Source organism: Paracoccus acridae (assembly GCF_014642735.1).
GTDB lineage: Bacteria > Pseudomonadota > Alphaproteobacteria > Rhodobacterales > Rhodobacteraceae > Paracoccus > Paracoccus acridae.
Window position 1 is genome coordinate 96,285 of record NZ_BMIV01000008.1, and the last position, 17,362, is coordinate 113,646.

The following is a 17,362-nucleotide window of genomic DNA, read 5'->3' on the forward strand; positions in this document are numbered from 1 at the left end:
CGAAACCCGCCGCGTGCCGCGCGGCGGGTTTTTTCATGCCTACTCAGCGGCGGTCGCCACGACGGTGGCGCTTGCACGCGCACGCTGCCGCGCCTCGCGCCAGGTGATATAGCAGATCGCCCCGATCATCAGCCCGCCGCCCAGGATCACCCAGCCGTCCAGCGGCTCGTGGAAGATGAAGACGCCGACAAGGCTGGCCCAGATCAGTTGCAGGAAGGTGACCGGCTGCGTCACGGTCATCGGCGCGACCGCGAAGGCGCGGGTCATGCTGTAATGGCCCGCCGTTCCGAAGACCGCGACAAGGCCCAGCCAAGCCACCTGCCCCCAGGTCGGCGGCACCCAGACCGCCCAGGCAAGCGGCGCAAGCCCGATCGACACCGTCAGCGACAGCATGGCGACAACGACGGCGGGCGACACATGTTCGGTGATACGCTTGGCGACAAGATACGACGCCCCGAAAGCCATCGAGGCAAGGATCTGTGACAGATGCCCCGGATCCAGCTCTCGCAATCCCGGCCGCAGCACGATCAGCGCGCCCATCAGCGCCACGCCGACCGCCATGATCCGCCGCGCGGCCAGACGTTCGCCCATGAACAGCGCGGCGCCCACGGTCACCACGATGGGGTTCAGAAAGCCGATGGCGGTCACTTCGGCCACGGTGATGCGCGACATGGCATAGAACCAGGCGACCGTCGCCAGGACATGCAGCGCCCCCCGCACCGACAGAAGCCTCCAGATCCGGGCCGAGAATCCAGCTTTCAGCGCCGGGACCACCAAGGGACCCACGAAAAGCAGACCGAAGACAAAGCGGATAAAGGCCGCCTGTGCGGCAGGCACCGCGCCTTCCAGGCTGCGCACGATGCCGTTCACGGCGACGAAGCAAAGGCCCGTCACCAGCATCCATCCGATTCCCGCAAGATCGCGGCGTGTCTGCGCGTCCATTTGCATGATGTGCAGTTGGACTGCTTTGCCAGCAGGACGCAAGCTCAATCCACGATCAGGGTCAGGGCGATGGACCACATCACGATGCCGATCCCCAGTTCCAGCACCTGCCAAGCGCGGGGTCGGGCGAAGACCGGCGCCAGCAACCGGGCGCCATAACCCAAGGCAAAGAAGAACAGGAACGATCCGGTCATGGCACCAAGGCCGAAGACCAGCGGATCCGGCCAACCCGCGGACACCGCCCCCAGCAGCACGACCGTATCCAACCACACATGCGGGTTGAGCCAGGTCAGTGCCGCGATCACCGCAAGCGTCCGGCCCAGGGTTTTCCCGTCTCCCTCGGGCCGCAAAGCTTCACCCCCCCGCCAGGCAGAGCGAAACGACCGCGCACCATACCAAACCAGGAACGCCGCCCCGGCCCAGCGCATCACCTCGGCCAGCATGGGCGCCGCTGTCAGGATGCGGGCCATGCCCGTGACCCCGAGCAGGATCAGGAACGCGTCGGAGGCCGCGCAGAACAGGCAGACCCAGAACACATGATGCCGCATCAGCCCCTGCTTCAGGACAAAGGCATTCTGCGCCCCGATGGCGACGATCAATGACAGTCCGGTTCCAAATCCGGCGGCATAGGACAACATTGTGGCACCTCCGGCCTTGCCTCGGCCGCCTCCTGACGTATCCCAGCCTGAAGGACCGAAATGGATACGCCCTCATCGACCGGCGTCCCGGGGGCTGTCCCGACTGCCCATCACTCTGGTTCAAATATCCCGGGGGGAGTCCCGCAGGGACGGGGGGCTGGCCCCCCTTCCACCGCCCCCGGCAAGCGTCCGCCCCTTACAGCTGCGCGGCGACCGCCTCGGACAGATCGAAGTTCCCGGTGACGTTCTGCACGTCGTCGTCGTCTTCCAGGTTGTCGATCAGCTTCATCAGCTTCTGCGCCGTTTCCAGATCGGTGATCTCGGTCGGAGCTTGCGGCTTCCAGATCAGCTTCGCGGTCTCGGACTCGCCCAAGGCGGCCTCAAGCGCGGTGGACACCTCGTTCAGCGCGGTGTCGGCACAATAGATCCAGTGGCCTTCCTCGTCCGTTTCCACATCGTCCGCACCGGCCTCGATTGCCGCAAGCATCACTGTGTCGGCATCGCCTGCGGACAGGGGATACATGATCTCGCCCACGCGGTCGAACATGAAGCTGACCGATCCGCTTTGCCCCAGATCGCCGCCCGCCTTGGTGAAATAGCTGCGGACGTTCGACGCGGTGCGATTGCGGTTGTCCGTCATCGCCTCGACCACCAGGGCGATGCCGTTCGGGCCATAACCTTCATAGCGGATTTCTTCATAGTTCTCGGCGTCGCCGCCCTGCGACTTCTTGATGGCGCGGTCGATCACGTCCTTGGGGACCGAATTCGACTTGGCTTCCTTGACCGCCAGGCGCAGGCGCGGGTTCTTGTCGGGATCGGGATCGCCCATCTTGGCGGCGACGGTGATCTCCTTTGACATCTTGGAAAACAGCTTCGCCCGGATCTTGTCCTGCCGCCCCTTGCGATGCTGAATATTGGCCCATTTGGAATGGCCTGCCATGGTCGGTCGTCCTTCGCATTTTCTGACAGTTCAGGTCTGGCCCGCTTTTAGTCCAGGCCGCCCGCCTCTCGCAAGACGCGGCGCGTCAAAAGCAAAGCGCCCAACCCCTTGCGGGGCGGGCGCTGAATGGCAAAGGAATGGAAGGACCTTACAGGGCGGCGGCGACACCCATGATGCGGCGGACTTCGCCTTCGCGGGTCAGACCGCGCGCCGCAAGTTCCGCATCGCTCAGCTGGTTCAGGCGCTCGATCTCACGAGCATGGGGAACGGCTTCGGCGATCAGGACCAGGAACCTGCCGATGGCCAGGAAAGGCGCGGCCAATGATCTCCAGGAAAAACCCCGGGGCGTGTCGATGGTGGTGTTGGCCATGTGGAAACCCTTTCGCAGGACTACAAAATGTTTCCTCCCCTGCGATGCATATCGCGGCTGGGACCGACTTTCTCAACCTCTGATGCTGCATGACAGCATTGCAGGAACGGCAGGGCGGGTTAACCGGCGTTCAGATCGGCCAGAACAGGGGGATGACCAGGCAGGCCACGATGCCGCAAACGATGTCCAGGGGCACGCCGACACGGACGAAATCGCTGAACCTGTATCCCCCCGGACCATAGACCATCATGTGCGTCTGGTATCCGATGGGGGTGGCAAAGGCGACTGTGGCCGAAAACATCACCGCAACCACATATGCGCGCGGATCGTGGCCCAGGGATTGCGCAAGCGCGATGGCAATGGGTGTCAGCAACACCGCCACGGCGTTGTTTGACAGGATCTCCGTCATCACCAATCCCAGGAAATAGATGGCGATCAGCGTGGCGAACGGGGGGATGTCGCGCAGCCAGGGAGTCACGAAATCCACGATCAGCGCCACGGTGCCCGTATGCTCCAGCGCCTCGCCCACGGCCAGCATGGCAAAGATCATCGCCATCAGCCGTCCGTCGATAAAAGAAAACGCCTCCTCCGCGTCGATGCAGCGGGTCAGAAGGATCACGGCCGATGCAAGGAAGGCCAGCACCATGATGGGGGCCAGATCCAGGGCGGCCAGCGTCACGACGGCCAGCAGGCAGACGATGGCGATCGGCGCACGTTCGCGCCGATAGGCCCGGACCGACGGGCGCGACACGTCCACCAGCCCCATATCCGCAGCCAGCCGGGCGATATCCTCGGGCGCGCCTTCCACCAGCAGCGTATCGCCCACGCGGACCACAAGATCGTCCAGTTGCCGCCCCAGGTTCTGGTCCCGCCGATGCGCCGCCAGAACATAGACGCCATAACGGCGGCGCAGGCGCATGTCGCCCAGGCGGCGCCCGACCAGCAGCGCGCCGGGCGAGATCAGCACCTCGACCGTGTCGGTGGCGACCGAACTCAGCTTGTCGGCGGCCTTCAGGTTCTTGTTGCCCAGCAGTTCAAGCAGATCGACCATCTCGGACCGCAGCACCACCCGGTCGCCGGGTTCCAGCACCACGCTGGCAAGATCGCGGCGCAGCGACGCGTCGCCGCGCAAGACGTCGATCAGCCGCACGGCCTCGCGCTTGAACAGCGCGACATCGACCGCCTTCTGGCCGACCAGCGTCGAATCCTCGGGGATCGCCAGTTCGGTGAAATACTTCATCTCTCGCCGCGCGCCCAGGAAACCCGCCAGCGAGGTCCGATCCGGCAACAGCCTGCGGCCCAGCAGCGCGAAATAGGCAACCCCTGCCAAGGTGATCGCAATGCCCACCGGCGCGATCTCGAAGATCGTGAAGGGCTCCATCCCCTGTTCGCGCGCCACCCCGTCCACCAGAAGGTTCGTCGAGGTGCCGATCAGCGTGATCATTCCGCCCAGGATTGTGAAATAACTCAGCGGCATCAGAAGCTTGGAAGGGGATATCTTCATCCTGCCCGCAAGCTGGATGCAGATGGGGATCATCACCGCGACGACCGGCGTATTGTTCATCACCGCAGAGGCAACGATCACGAACGCAAACAGCGCGCAGACCGTGAAGGCGGGGTTCGAGGTCGCCCGGGCCGTGACGATGCGCGACATCATCTCCAGCGCGCCGGTGCGCAGCAGGCCGCCCATGATCAGGAACATGAAGGCGATGGTCCAGGGGGCGGCATTGGACAGGACGCCTGCCGCGGCATCGGCCGGCAGCAAGCCCAGGACCAGCATGGTGGCGGCGGAACCGATGGCCACCACCTCGGGCGGCTGCTTCTCTCGGATGAACTGGATGAAGGTGATCGCCACGATGACCAGCATGGCTATTGCCGCATTCGTTCCGGTCAGGTCAAATCCAAGCATGAAGCCCCTGTCAGTCGGCGCCGTTCAACGGCGGTCGTCGCGGGTGTAGAATTGTTTTCCCCATTACCGCAAGCGAAAGCGGGCAGGCTATGCCGGATGGGTCTGGGCCAGCCGCCCGCCGTCGCGCACCGGCTCGACCAGGGTGGCAAGGCCGGTGCGCTCGTCGGTGACGACCAGGATGCCCGACAGCGTCGCCTCACCCTCGGCCGGGACGAAACGGTCGCGGGTCATGCCGGTGATGAAGCGGCGCAGGGGTTCGGCCTTTTCCATGCCGATGACACTGTCGTAATCGCCGCACATCCCCGCATCCGACTGATAGGCCGTGCCGCGCGGCAGGATCTGGGCGTCGGCGGTCGGCACATGGGTATGCGTGCCCACAACCGCACTGGCCCGTCCGTCGCAGAAATGGCCCGTCGCCATCTTCTCGCTGGTGGCTTCCGCGTGGATGTCGACCAGCGAGGCCTGGACCATGCCGCCTGGGGGATGCGCGCGCAGCACCGCATCCAGCGCCGAGAACGGGTCGTCATAGGGCCGCGACATGAACACCTGCCCCAGGGCCTGCGTCACAAGCAGCTTGCGGCCCCGCGCATCTGTGATGACGGCGCTGCCCCGGCCCGGCGCCTCCTTGGCGAAGTTCAGGGGGCGGACGATCCGGGGTTCGCGGTCGATGAAGGCCAGCATGTCCTTTTGATCGAAGGCATGGTCCCCCAGCGTCAGGCAATCCGCCCCTGATTCCAGCAGAAGCTGGGCATGTCCGGCCGTGCAGCCGCGCCCGCCGCTGGCGTTTTCGGCATTCACCACCACCAGATCGGCCTTCAACCGCGCCCGCAGGGGGGCCAGTCGTTCCACGATGGCGCGCCGTCCGGCCCGCCCCATTACGTCGCCAAGAAAAAGTATCCGCATGGAACGGTCGTTACGCCCATGCCGTGCCCGCTTCAAGCACCGTCTCTGGACAGGGGCGCGAGGCGCGATCATCTTGCGCCCCGAAGCGGAAAGGGATCGGGGATGGATCAGGCGGATTGGGCGGCGGCCGAACTGGCAGGTGGAGAGTTGCGCTTGTGGCTGATGGAGGGTGGCGAATGTATCACCGCATCCTGCGGCGACGATCCGGGCCAGACCCTGCGCTCGCTGCTGTTGCCCATGTTGGCGCAGGGGCAGATCATGGATGTCCTCGCCTGCGGCTGGCCCGAGGTCGAACCTGTCAGCGTTCCCTGCCCGCCCCCGCCACCCGCTGCCCCCATGGCGTTGGATCCCCTGATACGGCTGCACGCGGTGCCCGGCCTGGTTCAGGACCGCCCCCTGGACCTGCTTGCCCGTGCCGTGCCGCTGATCGGCGGCCATCTGGCCGCCATGCCGGATTTCGATGGGGTTCTGTGTCTGGCAGGCTGTCCTTCGGCCTGGGTGCAGATCAGCGCGGGCGAGGTCGTCAGCTTTCGCAGCTTCCTGACGGCCGAGATCCTGTTGGCCCTTGACGCAGCGCCCCGTGACCCTTTCGACAAGGCGGCTTTCACCGAGGCGGTCGCACAGGCCATGTCCAGGCCTGCGTCCCTGGCTGCGGAGCTTTCATCCGTCCGCGCCGGTCTTGCATTGGGCCGGATCGAAGATGCCGCTGCGTGGTCCCGCATGGCAGGGCTGATGATCGGGGCCGAACTTGCGGCGGCGCGACCCTGGTGGCTGGGACAAAACGTCGTTGTCATCGGGGACAGCCCGCTGGCCGACCGCTATGCCGACGCGCTGGCGGCACAGGGCGTGATCGCCGCACGGGCAGATCCCGTGAAGACCTGGCTTGAGGGAATGCAGGCGGCACGGCGCAGGCCATAGGCGACAAGGAACCCCCAACCCGCCGCCGTGGTTCTGTTGCCGAACATCTTGCCGGAGCAGCAATGAATTCCAGGGACGATCTGTCTTGCGACGTGGCGATCATCGGGGCGGGCACAGCGGGCCTTGCGGCGGAACGCGCCGCCCGGCGAGAGGGCGCCCGCACGCTTCTGATCGACGACGGCTTTGCGGGAACGCTGTGTGCCACCACCGGCTGCATGCCGTCAAAGCTGCTGATCGCTGCTGCCCGCGCCCATGCCGGTCTGGATCAGGCCCGTCTGATGGGGATCGACATTCCGTCGGCGCGCGTCGATGGCCGTCGGGTGATGGAGAGGCTGCGGGCGGAACGCGACCGGTTTGCGGCGGGGGTGCGCAAGGGCATCGCCGATCTTCCCGACGGGACGTGCATCGACAGCCGTGCCCGGTTCGCAGCACCCGGCAGATTGGAGTTGCGCGACGGCAGGCAGGTCGCCGCACGCGCCGTGGTGATCGCCACCGGATCGCTGCCCGTGGTCCCCGAACCCTATCGCGATCTTGGCCCGCAGGTTCTGACCAATGACAGCGTGTTCGAACTGAAGGATCTTCCGCGCAGCATGGCGGTGATCGGGGCCGGTCCCCTGGGGGTGGAACTGGCACAGGCTTTTGCACGGCTGGACGTGCGGGTCGCGCTATTCGACCAGGGCGACCGGCTGGCCAAGATCCGCTGCGACAAGGTGCATCAGGCGTTTCGCGACCTGTATGCCCGCGATGTCGCACTGCACCTGGGCTGCGCGCCACAACCATCGGCGCGGGAAGACGGGGTCCGGCTGGCTTGGCAGGGACAGTCCGAGGATTTCGACTGCGTGCTGGTGGCCACGGGACGTGTGCCTGCATTGAAAAGCCTGAACCTGGCGGCCTCGGGGCTGTCGCTGGACGACAAGGGCGTGTCCCGGTTCGACCGTGACACCCTGCAATGCGGCGACAGCGCGGTTTTCATCGCGGGCGACGCGGATGCCGATGTCCCTGTCCTGCACGAGGCGTCGCTGGAAGGTGCGATTGCCGGGCGGAATGCCGCCCGCTATCCCGATGTGACGCCCGCCGAACGCCCGCCCTTGTTCACCCTGACCTTCACCGATCCCCCGGTTGCCGCCATCGGCGCTGCACCCGATGATTGCGCCCTGAACGGATTTGCCGACTATGCCGACCAGGGCCGCGCACGGGTCGAGGCGCGGCCGGGGGGCATCCTGCGCCTGGGCGCGGACGACCAGGGGCGGCTGACCGGCGCCGATCTGGCCGTGCCGGGGGGCGACCACCTGGCGCATCTGCTGGTCGCGGCGGCCATGAACGGAAACACCGCGCGTGACATGCTGGACATCCCCTTCTATCACCCCACGCTTGAAGAAGGGCTGAAGCCTGCCCTGCGTCAGATCTGCAAGGCGGCAAGCCTTGACCTGTCCACCAACCGCGACAGCGGCAACCCGCCGGGGGCATGATGGCCGAACGCGTGATCGACCTTGGCAACGGCTTCTGGAACATTCGCGGCGACCTGAGGATCGGCGGTGTCGTCAATGTCGGCACCCATTCGTCGCTGGTGCGGATGTCGTCGGGCGATTTCCTGTTCCTGGATTCCTATGGCTTTGGCGACGATGTCGCCCGTCAGATCAGGGCGCTGACCGATCAGGGGCGCGCTGTCCGCGCAATCCTGAACCTGCACCCTTTCCACACGATCCATTGCGAGACGATGCACCGCATGTTCCCGCAGGCGGACCTGTTCGGATCGGACCGGCACAAGCGCAAGTGGCCCGACCTGCCGTGGCAGCCCCAGGCGGTCGAATCGCCCGAAGTCGCCGCGCGCTTTTCCGACCTGCGCTTTTCGCTGCCCGACGGGCTTGACTACATCTGCCAGAACGAACGCGTCCATGCCGGATCGCTGCTGGCCTTCCATCCCGCCAGCGGCAGCCTGCATGTCGATGACACGCTGAACGTTCTGCCGATCCCCGGCTGGCTGCGGCGGTTGCTGCGCCAGCCGCGACTGGCCTTCCACCCGACGCTGGGTCAGGCCTTGCAGGACCGTCCCGGCGCGGCGGGCGAATTCCGCGACTGGGCCCTGCGGATCGCGGAAGACTGGCGCGACACCCGCACCGTCTGCGCCGCCCATTCCGCCACGCTGGTGCTAGAACCGGGCAGCTTTCCCGACCATGTCAGGAAGGCCTTGGCCCGCGTCGAATCCGTGCTGAAGCGGGCCGAGGCGAAGGGCCGTTAGCCCAGCCGCGCGATCAGGGACGAGGTGTCCCAACGGCCCCCGCCCATCCGTTGCACGTCCTTGTAGAACTGATCGACCAGGGCGGTCACCGGCAGGGACGCACCCACCTCGTCCGCTGCGGCCAGGCAGATCCCCAGATCCTTGCGCATCCAATCCACCGCGAAGCCGTGGTCGAAATGACCCTGGTCCATGGTCTTGTGGCGGTTGGCCATCTGCCAGCTTCCGGCGGCGCCCTGGCTGATGACCTCGACCAGCTTATCGACCTCAAGCCCCGACTTCTTGGCAAAGGCCAGGGATTCCGACAGCGCCTGCACCAAGCCCGCAATGGCGATCTGGTTGCACATCTTGGCGATCTGGCCCGCGCCCACGTCGCCCATCCGGCGGCAGATCCGGGCATATGCGGCAATCACGGGTTCCGCTGCGCCGAAGTCCTGTTCCGACCCGCCGCACATGACCGACAACTGCCCATTTTCGGCCCCCGCCTGGCCGCCCGACACGGGTGCATCGACATAGCCAAGGCCCATGCTCTGTGCCGCCCCGGCCAGTTCGCGCGTCACGGCGGCGGATACCGTGGTGTGGTCCACGAAGATCGCGCCCGGCCGCATGCCGGCAAAGGCGCCTTCGGGACCAAGGCAGACCTGGCGCAGGTCGTCGTCGTTGCCTACGCAGGCCATGACGAAATCGGCCCCCTGGGCCGCCTGCATGGGGGTGGGTGCCCAAGACCCGCCGTGCCTGGCCACCCAGGCCTCGGCCTTGGCGGCGGTGCGGTTGAAGACGGTAACGTCATGGCCCGCCGCCTTCAGGTGCCCCGCCATCGGCGCGCCCATCACGCCCAGCCCCAGAAATGCCAGTTTTGCCATATGTCCCCCATTGCCTGGGCGCGGGTCCGTTGAACTGGGGCCGCGCCTGAATTATGCAGCACACCAACATCCCCGCGCGCCTTGGTCAAGCGCGCAGGCACCCCAAGGAACAGGCAGCGGACCGGCCATGGATCATCTTCCGACATGCTGACCCTTTTCCGCTGGCTTCTGCGGCTGACCATCGGGCTGATCGTGCTGCTGGTGCTGGCGGCGGTCCTGGCCTGGTATTTCGCCGTCCGGTCCCTGCCCGACTACAACGCCACGCTGCATGTCCGGGGCATATCCGCGCCGGTCGAGATCGTGCGGTCCACCGAAAACGTGCCCCATATCTTCGGCCAGACGGACGAGGACGTGTTCTTCGCCCTGGGTCTGGCCCATGCCCAGGACCGGCTGTTCCAGATGACCCTGTTGCGCCGCGCAGCCCAGGGCCGCCTGTCCGAGGTTTATGGCGCCGGCGCCTTCCCGGCCGACGACCTGGCGCGTCGGCTGGAACTGTACCGCAATGCCGCCGCATCGGTCGATTCGCAGGACCAGGCGACCCAGGCCGCGCTGCGCGCCTATGCCGAAGGCGTGAACCAGTGGATCGCAGAGGTCAACGAAGGCGCGCTTGGCCGGGGTGCGCCGGAATTCTTCGTCCTGCCGCAAGAGATCGCCTATTGGCAGCCCGCCGATTCGCTGGCGATCCTGAAACTGCTGGCAGCCGCGACCAGCGATGCCGCAGCCGAGGAGATCCTGCGTGCGCGCCTGTCGCTGACCTGGCCGGAACGCGGGCCGGAACTGCTGTTCGGAGAAGCCGACGGTCCTCTGCTTCCCCGTTACGCCGACATGTTCCCCGGCGTCCGACTTGCCCCGCCCGAGGCGCGGCTTGGCGCCGCTCCGGCGCGTGACGCCGCCGGTTTCCTGTTCCCGAACCAGGGGCTTGGCGCCAATACCTTCGCGGTCGGGGCGGACCGCACGGCGGCGGGCGGCGCCCTGCTGGGGAACGATCCGCAAAGCCCGCTGATCGCGCCGTCGCTGTATTACCTGGCGCGGCTGCAACTGACGCCGGGGGGCGTCATCGGGGCAACGGTGCCGGGGTTGCCCGTGGTCTTTTCGGGTCGCAACCCGCAGCTTGCCTGGGGCATCGCGCCCGCCAGCCTGGACGATGCCGATATCGCGATCGAGGAGATCCAGCCCGGACAGCCCGACCGTTATCGCGGCACCGAAGGCTGGACCGAATTCACCACCCGCAGGGAAGTGATCCGGGTGCTGGACGAACCCGCCCGCGCCATCACCCTGCGCAGCAGCCGCAATGGTCCCCTTGTGCCGCTGCTGGATCCAGGGCTGGCGGATGTCACGCCCCTGGGCCATGTCCCTGCGCTGCGATGGACCGGCCTTTCGGCCACGGACACCACGATGTCTGCCTTGATCGGCCTCATGCGCGCCACCGATGCAAACAGCGCGGCCACTGCGCTGGGGCGGGTGGTGGCGCCTGCCATGGCGGTGACGCTGGCCGATGCGGACGGCATCCGCCAGGTGACCGTGGGCGCCCTGCCCCAGCGATCGGCCAGCCATCCGACGGGCGGCCTGATGCCCGTGCCCGGCTGGCTGCCGGATGGCGAATGGACGGGGATGATGTCCCAGACACAGGACAGCCCCATCACCGATGACCTGGCCTTCGCGACCGAGGAACGTGGCCCCCTGGCCCTGCGCCGCGCCCGGCTGTCGCATCTGCTGAACGACCGCGAGGTTCATTCGCGCGACAGCTTCATCGCGGCCCAGCTGGATATCGTCAGCCCCGCCGCGCGCGCGTTGCTGCCGCTGGTCGGGGCCGATCTGTGGTTCACCGGGGAACCCGCCGCCCCCGGCACGCCGGAACGCCAGCGCCAGGATGCGCTGAACCTGCTGGCCGAATGGGACGGCGCCATGAGCGAGCATCTGCCCGAACCGCTGATCTATTCCGCCTGGATGGCCGCCTTGCAGGACCGCCTGATCCGGGACGAGCTTGGCCCGGTGGCCGACGACATCCGTGCCCTCCATCCCGGCTTCATCGATTCCGTGTTCCGCAACCGGAACGGCGCGGCGGTCTGGTGCGACATCGTGCAAAGCGCCCCAGAGGAGGATTGCACGACCATTGCCCGGCAGGCCCTGGATCGCGCGATCCTGGACCTGACCCAGCGCTTCGGTCCCGACGTGACAAGCTGGCGGTGGGGCGACGCGCATCAGGCGCGCCATCTTCATCCCGGCCTGGGACAGATCTCGGCGCTTGGCTGGATCGTCAACCTGTCGCAGTCGATTTCCGGCGGCGCCTTTACCGTGTCCTATACCGAGATGCTGGGCACCGGCCCCGCCCGGTTCGAGGCGCGGACCGGCCCCGGCTATCGGGGGGTCTACGACCTTGCCGACCCCGACAGTTCGGTCTTCATCATCTCGACCGGGCAGTCGGGCCATCCTCTTTCGCGCCATTACGACGACTTGGCCGGGCTGTGGCGCCGGGGGGAATATGTCGGCATGTCCCTGGACCCGCAGCTTGCCCGCGCGGCGGCCACCGGCATCACCCGCCTGGAACCCGACGGCTAGTCGAACAGCACGACCTGCCTGATCGCGTGGCCCTGGTCCAACAGGTCGAAGCCTTCGTTGATCTGCTCCAACGTCAGCGTATGCGTCAGCAGCCTGTTCACCGGCAACTGCCCCGCGCGATACATGCGGATAAATCGCGGAATGTCGCGCTGCGGAACGCAGGATCCCATATAGCTGCCCTTCACCGTGCGTTCGTCGGCCACCACATTCACGGCCGGGATCCGGAATTCCGCCGTAGGCGCGGCAAGCCCCGCCGTGACCGTCTGCCCACCGCGCCGGGTGATGGCATAGGCAAGCTGAAAGGCCGGAACAGCGCCTGCCAGTTCGATCGCGTGATCGACCCCGCCGCCCGTATCGGACCGGATGCGGCCCGCCAGATCGGCTTCGGCGGCGTCATAGGTGCGCGTCGCCCCCAGGTCGCGGGCCAGGGCCAGCTTGTCATCCGACAGGTCGATGGCCACGATCTCGGTCGCGCCAGCCGCCACCGCACCCAGCAGGGCAGCCAGGCCGACACCGCCCAGGCCGACGATGGCAACGCTTTGCCCCGGCTGCACGCGGCAGGTGTTCAGCACCGCCCCCACCCCGGTCTGGACCGCGCAACCGAACAGCGCCAGTTCCGCAAAGGGTATGTCGTCTGCATCCACCCGGACGACCGAATGACGGGACACGACCGCATGATCGGCATAGGCCGACACGCCGCAATGGTGATGGACATTGCGCCCCCCGTCATGCAGCCGCATCGCGTCCCCCATCAGGGCACCCTTGCCGTTCGCTTCGGCCCCCGGGATGCACAGCGCGGGCCGTCCCTCGGCACAGGGCAGGCAGGCGCCGCAGGTGGGCTGAAACGTCATCACCACCCGGTCACCCGGCGTCAGGTCGCGGACCGCGCTGCCCACCTGAACCACGGTTCCCGCCGCTTCGTGCCCCAGGACCATAGGGACGGGCCGGGGACGGTTTCCGTTGATCACCGACAGATCCGAATGGCACAATCCCGCCGCGCCGATCCTGACCAGCACCTCCTCGGGCCCCGGAGGATCCAGATCCAGTTCCCGGATTTCCAGCGGTCGGCTTGTGGCGAAAGGCGCGGCGACAGGCGAGGATGTCAGCACGGCGGCGCGGATCTTCATTCATCTCTCCTTGTCAGATGGGCCGACTTTTCCCTTCCTGGGACCGACGATCAAGACGGTTGTTGGAATGGACCGCCATGGCAACGTGGCATTGCCATCGCTGAAACCGCATTTTCAGGGATGCATGATGGCCCGGTCTCCACAAGGTGACGACGCGGGCGGCAGCGAACCAGTTTTTGCGGGGTCATATCGCGTCCAGCCGACAGAAGTCATGACAGCCGCCGCCACTGCCTCATCCTGTAATCCGTCGCCAGCGATGGAACAGGTCGCCGCCCAAGGCGCGCGTTTCCACCAACCGGAACCGTGGCGCGTCGGCCAGGTGTACAAGCCCCATCGGTCCTATCGCCGCCCTGCCCTCGCCCCCCAGAACGACACCGGCGGTATAGCCGATGACCTGATCGACCAATCCGGCCTGCAACATCGACGCGGCCAGCATCCCGCCTCCCTCGCAGAACACCCGGGTGATGCCCTGTCGGGCCAGATCGACAAGCGCATTCTGGGGCAAGGCGTCGATCCGCCACAAGGGACCATGCATCGGTCCTTCGGGCGGAAGGTCGGACACCGGTTTCGACGACAGGACCACCCGCGCTGGCTGGCGGGGCGTTGTCAGCCCCCTCACGTTCAACGAGGGGCGGTCAACGCGGGCCGTGTTGCCCCCCACCATCACCGCGTCGTGGGCCATGCGCATGGCGTGGACATGCAACCGCGCCTGCGGCCCGGTGATCCACCTGCTTTCGCCGCTGGCCGTGGCGATGCGGCCGTCAAAGCTGGTCGCAAGCTTCAGGGTCACGAAGGGCCGCCCTGTCAGGATGCGCGACAGGAACCCCGCCTGCAGTTCCTGCGCCTCGGCCTGCCTGACGCCTTGGGTGACGCCGATGCCTGCATCTTGCAGCATCCCGTGCCCGCGACCGGCCACGCGCGGATCGGGATCCGTCATGGCAGACACCACCCGGCTGATCCCCGCCTCGATCAATCCCTCGGCGCAGGGCGGGGTTCGGCCATGATGCGCACAGGGCTCCAGCGTGACATAGGCCGTGGCGCCCCGTGCCAGCGGACCGGCCTGATCCAGCGCCATCCGTTCCGCATGAGGACGCCCGCCCGGCTGGGTCCAGCCCCGCCCCACGATGCGACCGTCCCGCACGATCACGCAGCCGACCGCCGGATTGGGCCAGACATTTCCCAGACCCCGGCGCGCCAGGCGCAAGGCATGGTCCATGTGACGCAGGTCGTCGCGGGCGGTCACGCCTTATTCGCTGCCCGCGCCGGGGCGCAGTTCAGACACGAACTTGTCGAAATCATCCGCGTCCTGGAAGTTCTTGTAAACGCTGGCAAAACGGACATAGGCAACGTTGTCGATGCGGGACAGCGATTCCATCACGATCTCGCCGATCATCTTGGAAGGGATGTCGGTCTCGCCCGTGCTTTCCAGGCGGCGGACGATGCCGCTGATCATCTGCTCGATCCGTTCTGGTTCGACCGGGCGCTTTTGCATGGCGATGCGGATGGACCGGGCCAGCTTGTCGCGGTCGAAATCCTCTCGCCTTCCGCTGGACTTGACGACGACCAGATCGCGCAGCTGCACCCGTTCATAGGTCGTGAAACGTCCCCCGCAGGCAGGGCAGAAACGACGGCGACGAATGGCGACATTGTCTTCGGCGGGACGTGAATCCTTGACCTGAGTATCCACGTTTCCGCAAAACGGGCAGCGCATCCAGTTGTCCCCTGTGCCGCACAAATCCCAATAACTATAAGACACCGGCAGGAATTGGGTAGCCTTATCCACAAGCCACAACATGTTCTTCAGCCAGGCTGTGTCCGGAATGCCGCGCTGTCAGTCCGCTTGAAACAGGGCGGCGACTTCCCGTCTGTGGGGCGCGCGACGGTGTTCCACAAGATAGATACCCTGCCATGTGCCCAGCATCATCCGCCCGTTCGCGACCGGAACCTGCAGGCTGACTGGCAAAACGGCGGCCTTCAGATGGGCGGGCATGTCGTCCGGGCCTTCGTCACGATGGCGCAGCCAGGACATCGAAGGATGATCGGCAGGCGGCGCGATGCGGTCCAGCCAGCCAAGCAGATCGGACTGCACGTCGGGATCGGCATTTTCCTGGATCAGCAGCGAACAGGACGTATGGCGCACCATCAGCGTCAGAAGCCCGTCCGCCGCATCGTTGTCCGCCAGCCAGGCCGCCACCTCGCGGGTGAAATCGTGACAGGCGGGACCGCGCGTCTGGATGGTGAAGATGCGGTTCATTCCGCCGCCTCGGGGCTGCCCAGCAGGGGCAGGTCGTCGTCGCCGTCATGCCCGATGGCCAACCGTTTCTGGTTGCGTGCGCCAAGCTGGCGCAGCATCTCGGCCTGGCGGATCACGTTGCCCGACCCACGGGACAGGCGATCCATCGCCGTGGCATGGCTTTTCTGCGCCTTGTCCAGGGCCGTGCCGACTTCGTCCATCGCCGAGACGAAGCCGTGCAGCTTGTCGTAAAGCGCCCCGGCCCGGTTCGCGATCGCCGCCGCATTGGATTCGCGCCGCTCGACCGTCCAGATGTGATCGACCGTCCGCAGCGTCAGCATCAGCGTGGTGGGCGTCGCCAGCCCCACGCGGTTCTCCATCGCGTGCCGCGTCAGGTCGGGATCCACGCGCAGCGCCTCGGAAAAGGCGCCTTCGATGGGGATGAACATCAGGACGTAATCGACCGAGCCTTCATCCAGCGCGTGATAGCCCTTCCCTGCAAGCGAGGCGATATGGGCGCGCATCGCCGCCACATGCCGGCGCAGCGCGCCGTCGCAGATCGACGGATCCTCGGCGCTGACCGCTTCCTCATAGGCCAGAAGCGAGACCTTGCTGTCCACCACCAGAACCTTCTTCTGCGGCATCCTGATGATCACGTCGGGGCGCCAGGTCCGGCCCTGCTCATCCTTGTGGCTGGTCTGGGTGATGTAATGCGTTCCCGCCAGCAGGCCCGAATCCTCGAGGATGCGTTCCAGGATCATCTCGCCCCAGGCACCGCGCTTCTGGCTGTCCCCCTTCAAGGCGCGGGTCAGGTTGACCGCCTCGCGGGAAATGGCCTCGGACCGGCGATGAAGCCCCTCGATCTGCTCGCGCAGGCGGGCGCGTTCCTCGTCCGTGGCCTTGTTGCGGGCCTGAAGTTCGGTCTGAAACCGGTGGACCTGGTCGCGGAACGGGGTCAGCAGCGCGCTTAGCTGGTCGCCATGGGCGCGCTGCATCTCGGCCCCCTGTGTCTTCAGCGTCTCGTTGGCCAGCAGCTTGAACTGGCCGGTCATTTCCTCTCGCAATTCCTTGAGGGTGGCGATCTCGCGCTGCGCCGCCTCCAGATCCTTCTGCGCCATCAGACGGGCCTGAGACAGGTCTTTCTCAAGATTGGCAACGGACTGGCGTTCGGCGCGCAAGGCAGCGTCAAGGTCGTCGCGTTCGGCGGTGAGCTGCGCAACCACCTCATTCATCTGGTCGCGCGCTTCATGCAGGCGCGCGACCTCTCGCCGTTCGGCGGCGATATCCTTTTCGGCAGCAAGGCGGGCGGATGACAGTTCCCCTTCCAGGCGCGCAAGATTGCGGCGCTCGGCATGCAGCGCATCCGCCAGATCGTCACGTTCCTGGTTCAGTTCCGACAGGCGGCGTTCCAGATGCTCGGCCTGCGCCTCGAGGCGACCGGCACGCAGGCGCTGTTCGTCAAGAACTTGACCTTGCTCGGCCAGCCGGCGTTCCAGATCCTGGACCTTGCCGTCATCAGAGGAACGCGCACCGCCCCGTCGCTGGGTCAGCAGTAGGACCAGCACCACCGCCGCCAAGAAAAGACAGACGGCGATCAGAATCGTATCGGAAGGCATCGACGAACCTCGGGCAATTCAGGAACAGCGTTCATGATTTACCCCCGAATTGCAAGCGCCGAGGCGATTGCCTGCGGGATGCGCTTGCCGACAATTCTCATCATCCAC

16 protein-coding genes are annotated in these 17,362 nt (G+C 66.4%); 4 read left to right on the top strand and 12 right to left on the bottom strand.

Annotated elements, in window-relative coordinates:
• Window positions 1-39: 39 nt before the first annotated feature.
• From IEX25_RS12900 to IEX25_RS12925, 6 genes are all read right to left on the bottom strand, one after another.
• Entirely contained in the window at window positions 40-948 is a 909-nt protein-coding gene (locus tag IEX25_RS12900; RefSeq protein WP_229665187.1) for a DMT family transporter, read from the bottom strand.
• A 38-nt stretch (window positions 949-986) separates the two neighbouring features.
• The gene (locus tag IEX25_RS12905) at window positions 987-1,580 is read right to left on the bottom strand and encodes a LysE/ArgO family amino acid transporter (RefSeq protein WP_103171075.1); all 594 of its coding nucleotides are present in this window, start codon (window positions 1,578-1,580) and stop codon (window positions 987-989) included.
• A 196-nt stretch (window positions 1,581-1,776) separates the two neighbouring features.
• The gene (locus IEX25_RS12910; RefSeq protein WP_188715414.1) at window positions 1,777-2,520 is read right to left on the bottom strand and encodes a YebC/PmpR family DNA-binding transcriptional regulator; all 744 of its coding nucleotides are present in this window, start codon (window positions 2,518-2,520) and stop codon (window positions 1,777-1,779) included.
• Between the two features lie 148 nt (window positions 2,521-2,668).
• A complete protein-coding gene (locus IEX25_RS12915; RefSeq protein WP_188715416.1) occupies window positions 2,669-2,890 on the bottom strand; it encodes a DUF1127 domain-containing protein in 222 nt (73 codons plus the stop codon).
• A 130-nt stretch (window positions 2,891-3,020) separates the two neighbouring features.
• Window positions 3,021-4,799, bottom strand: a complete 1,779-nt coding sequence (locus tag IEX25_RS12920; protein WP_103171072.1) for an SLC13 family permease — start codon at window positions 4,797-4,799, stop codon at window positions 3,021-3,023.
• An 87-nt stretch (window positions 4,800-4,886) separates the two neighbouring features.
• A complete protein-coding gene (locus IEX25_RS12925; RefSeq protein ID WP_188715417.1) occupies window positions 4,887-5,702 on the bottom strand; it encodes a TIGR00282 family metallophosphoesterase in 816 nt (271 codons plus the stop codon).
• Window positions 5,703-5,804: 102 nt separating this feature from the next.
• On the opposite strand from IEX25_RS12925, the gene IEX25_RS12930 reads away from it, so the two are divergent.
• The 3 genes from IEX25_RS12930 to IEX25_RS12940 all read left to right on the top strand — a co-directional run bounded on the left by IEX25_RS12930 (window position 5,805) and on the right by IEX25_RS12940 (window position 8,859).
• Window positions 5,805-6,620, top strand: a complete 816-nt coding sequence (locus tag IEX25_RS12930) for a 2-dehydro-3-deoxygalactonokinase (protein ID WP_188715419.1) — start codon at window positions 5,805-5,807, stop codon at window positions 6,618-6,620.
• Window positions 6,621-6,682: 62 nt separating this feature from the next.
• The gene (locus IEX25_RS12935; RefSeq protein ID WP_188715421.1) at window positions 6,683-8,089 is read left to right on the top strand and encodes a dihydrolipoyl dehydrogenase; all 1,407 of its coding nucleotides are present in this window, start codon (window positions 6,683-6,685) and stop codon (window positions 8,087-8,089) included.
• Window positions 8,086-8,859, top strand: a complete 774-nt coding sequence (locus IEX25_RS12940; RefSeq protein ID WP_229665189.1) for a hypothetical protein — start codon at window positions 8,086-8,088, stop codon at window positions 8,857-8,859. Before IEX25_RS12935 ends, IEX25_RS12940 begins: the two co-directional genes overlap by 4 nt.
• On the opposite strand, the gene IEX25_RS12945 is transcribed toward IEX25_RS12940, so the two are convergent.
• Window positions 8,856-9,719 carry an NAD(P)-dependent oxidoreductase gene (locus tag IEX25_RS12945; RefSeq protein ID WP_188715423.1) on the bottom strand — a complete coding sequence of 288 codons (864 nt, stop codon included), beginning with the start codon at window positions 9,717-9,719 and terminating at the stop codon, window positions 8,856-8,858. The genes IEX25_RS12940 and IEX25_RS12945 overlap by 4 nt on opposite strands.
• A gap of 144 nt (window positions 9,720-9,863) precedes the next feature.
• Between IEX25_RS12945 and IEX25_RS12950 the strand changes: the two genes are divergently transcribed.
• Window positions 9,864-12,278 (top strand): penicillin acylase family protein, encoded by a 2,415-nt coding sequence (locus tag IEX25_RS12950; RefSeq protein ID WP_188715425.1) that lies wholly within the window; start codon window positions 9,864-9,866, stop codon window positions 12,276-12,278.
• On the opposite strand, the gene IEX25_RS12955 is transcribed toward IEX25_RS12950, so the two are convergent.
• From IEX25_RS12955 to IEX25_RS12975, 5 genes are all read right to left on the bottom strand, one after another.
• Window positions 12,275-13,405 (bottom strand): zinc-dependent alcohol dehydrogenase family protein, encoded by a 1,131-nt coding sequence (locus IEX25_RS12955; RefSeq protein WP_188715427.1) that lies wholly within the window; start codon window positions 13,403-13,405, stop codon window positions 12,275-12,277. The genes IEX25_RS12950 and IEX25_RS12955 overlap by 4 nt on opposite strands.
• A gap of 232 nt (window positions 13,406-13,637) precedes the next feature.
• The gene (gene ribD, locus IEX25_RS12960; RefSeq protein ID WP_188715534.1) at window positions 13,638-14,621 is read right to left on the bottom strand and encodes a bifunctional diaminohydroxyphosphoribosylaminopyrimidine deaminase/5-amino-6-(5-phosphoribosylamino)uracil reductase RibD; all 984 of its coding nucleotides are present in this window, start codon (window positions 14,619-14,621) and stop codon (window positions 13,638-13,640) included.
• Window positions 14,622-14,651: 30 nt separating this feature from the next.
• Window positions 14,652-15,116, bottom strand: a complete 465-nt coding sequence (nrdR, locus tag IEX25_RS12965) for a transcriptional regulator NrdR (protein WP_103171064.1) — start codon at window positions 15,114-15,116, stop codon at window positions 14,652-14,654.
• Window positions 15,117-15,236: 120 nt separating this feature from the next.
• Entirely contained in the window at window positions 15,237-15,659 is a 423-nt protein-coding gene (locus IEX25_RS12970; RefSeq protein WP_188715429.1) for a secondary thiamine-phosphate synthase enzyme YjbQ, read from the bottom strand.
• Window positions 15,656-17,254: a DNA recombination protein RmuC gene (locus tag IEX25_RS12975; protein WP_188715431.1), complete on the bottom strand. Its 1,599-nt coding sequence runs from the start codon at window positions 17,252-17,254 to the stop codon at window positions 15,656-15,658. The genes IEX25_RS12970 and IEX25_RS12975 overlap by 4 nt, the downstream gene beginning before the upstream one ends.
• Window positions 17,255-17,362 lie beyond the last annotated feature (108 nt).

Coding starts and splice junctions, on each gene's coding strand:
- IEX25_RS12925 (WP_188715417.1), bottom strand. CDS start 5,702: ATGCGGATACTTTTTCTTGGCGACGTAATGGGGCGGGCCGGACGGCGC.
- IEX25_RS12920 (WP_103171072.1), bottom strand. CDS start 4,799: ATGCTTGGATTTGACCTGACCGGAACGAATGCGGCAATAGCCATGCTG.
- IEX25_RS12945 (WP_188715423.1), bottom strand. CDS start 9,719: ATGGCAAAACTGGCATTTCTGGGGCTGGGCGTGATGGGCGCGCCGATG.
- IEX25_RS12910 (WP_188715414.1), bottom strand. CDS start 2,520: ATGGCAGGCCATTCCAAATGGGCCAATATTCAGCATCGCAAGGGGCGG.
- nrdR (WP_103171064.1), bottom strand. CDS start 15,116: ATGCGCTGCCCGTTTTGCGGAAACGTGGATACTCAGGTCAAGGATTCA.
- IEX25_RS12915 (WP_188715416.1), bottom strand. CDS start 2,890: ATGGCCAACACCACCATCGACACGCCCCGGGGTTTTTCCTGGAGATCA.
- IEX25_RS12975 (WP_188715431.1), bottom strand. CDS start 17,254: ATGCCTTCCGATACGATTCTGATCGCCGTCTGTCTTTTCTTGGCGGCG.
- IEX25_RS12940 (WP_229665189.1), top strand. CDS start 8,086: ATGATGGCCGAACGCGTGATCGACCTTGGCAACGGCTTCTGGAACATT.
- IEX25_RS12930 (WP_188715419.1), top strand. CDS start 5,805: ATGGATCAGGCGGATTGGGCGGCGGCCGAACTGGCAGGTGGAGAGTTG.
- IEX25_RS12935 (WP_188715421.1), top strand. CDS start 6,683: ATGAATTCCAGGGACGATCTGTCTTGCGACGTGGCGATCATCGGGGCG.
- IEX25_RS12900 (WP_229665187.1), bottom strand. CDS start 948: ATGCAAATGGACGCGCAGACACGCCGCGATCTTGCGGGAATCGGATGG.
- IEX25_RS12955 (WP_188715427.1), bottom strand. CDS start 13,405: ATGAAGATCCGCGCCGCCGTGCTGACATCCTCGCCTGTCGCCGCGCCT.
- IEX25_RS12970 (WP_188715429.1), bottom strand. CDS start 15,659: ATGAACCGCATCTTCACCATCCAGACGCGCGGTCCCGCCTGTCACGAT.
- IEX25_RS12950 (WP_188715425.1), top strand. CDS start 9,864: ATGCTGACCCTTTTCCGCTGGCTTCTGCGGCTGACCATCGGGCTGATC.
- IEX25_RS12905 (WP_103171075.1), bottom strand. CDS start 1,580: ATGTTGTCCTATGCCGCCGGATTTGGAACCGGACTGTCATTGATCGTC.
- ribD (WP_188715534.1), bottom strand. CDS start 14,621: ATGGACCATGCCTTGCGCCTGGCGCGCCGGGGTCTGGGAAATGTCTGG.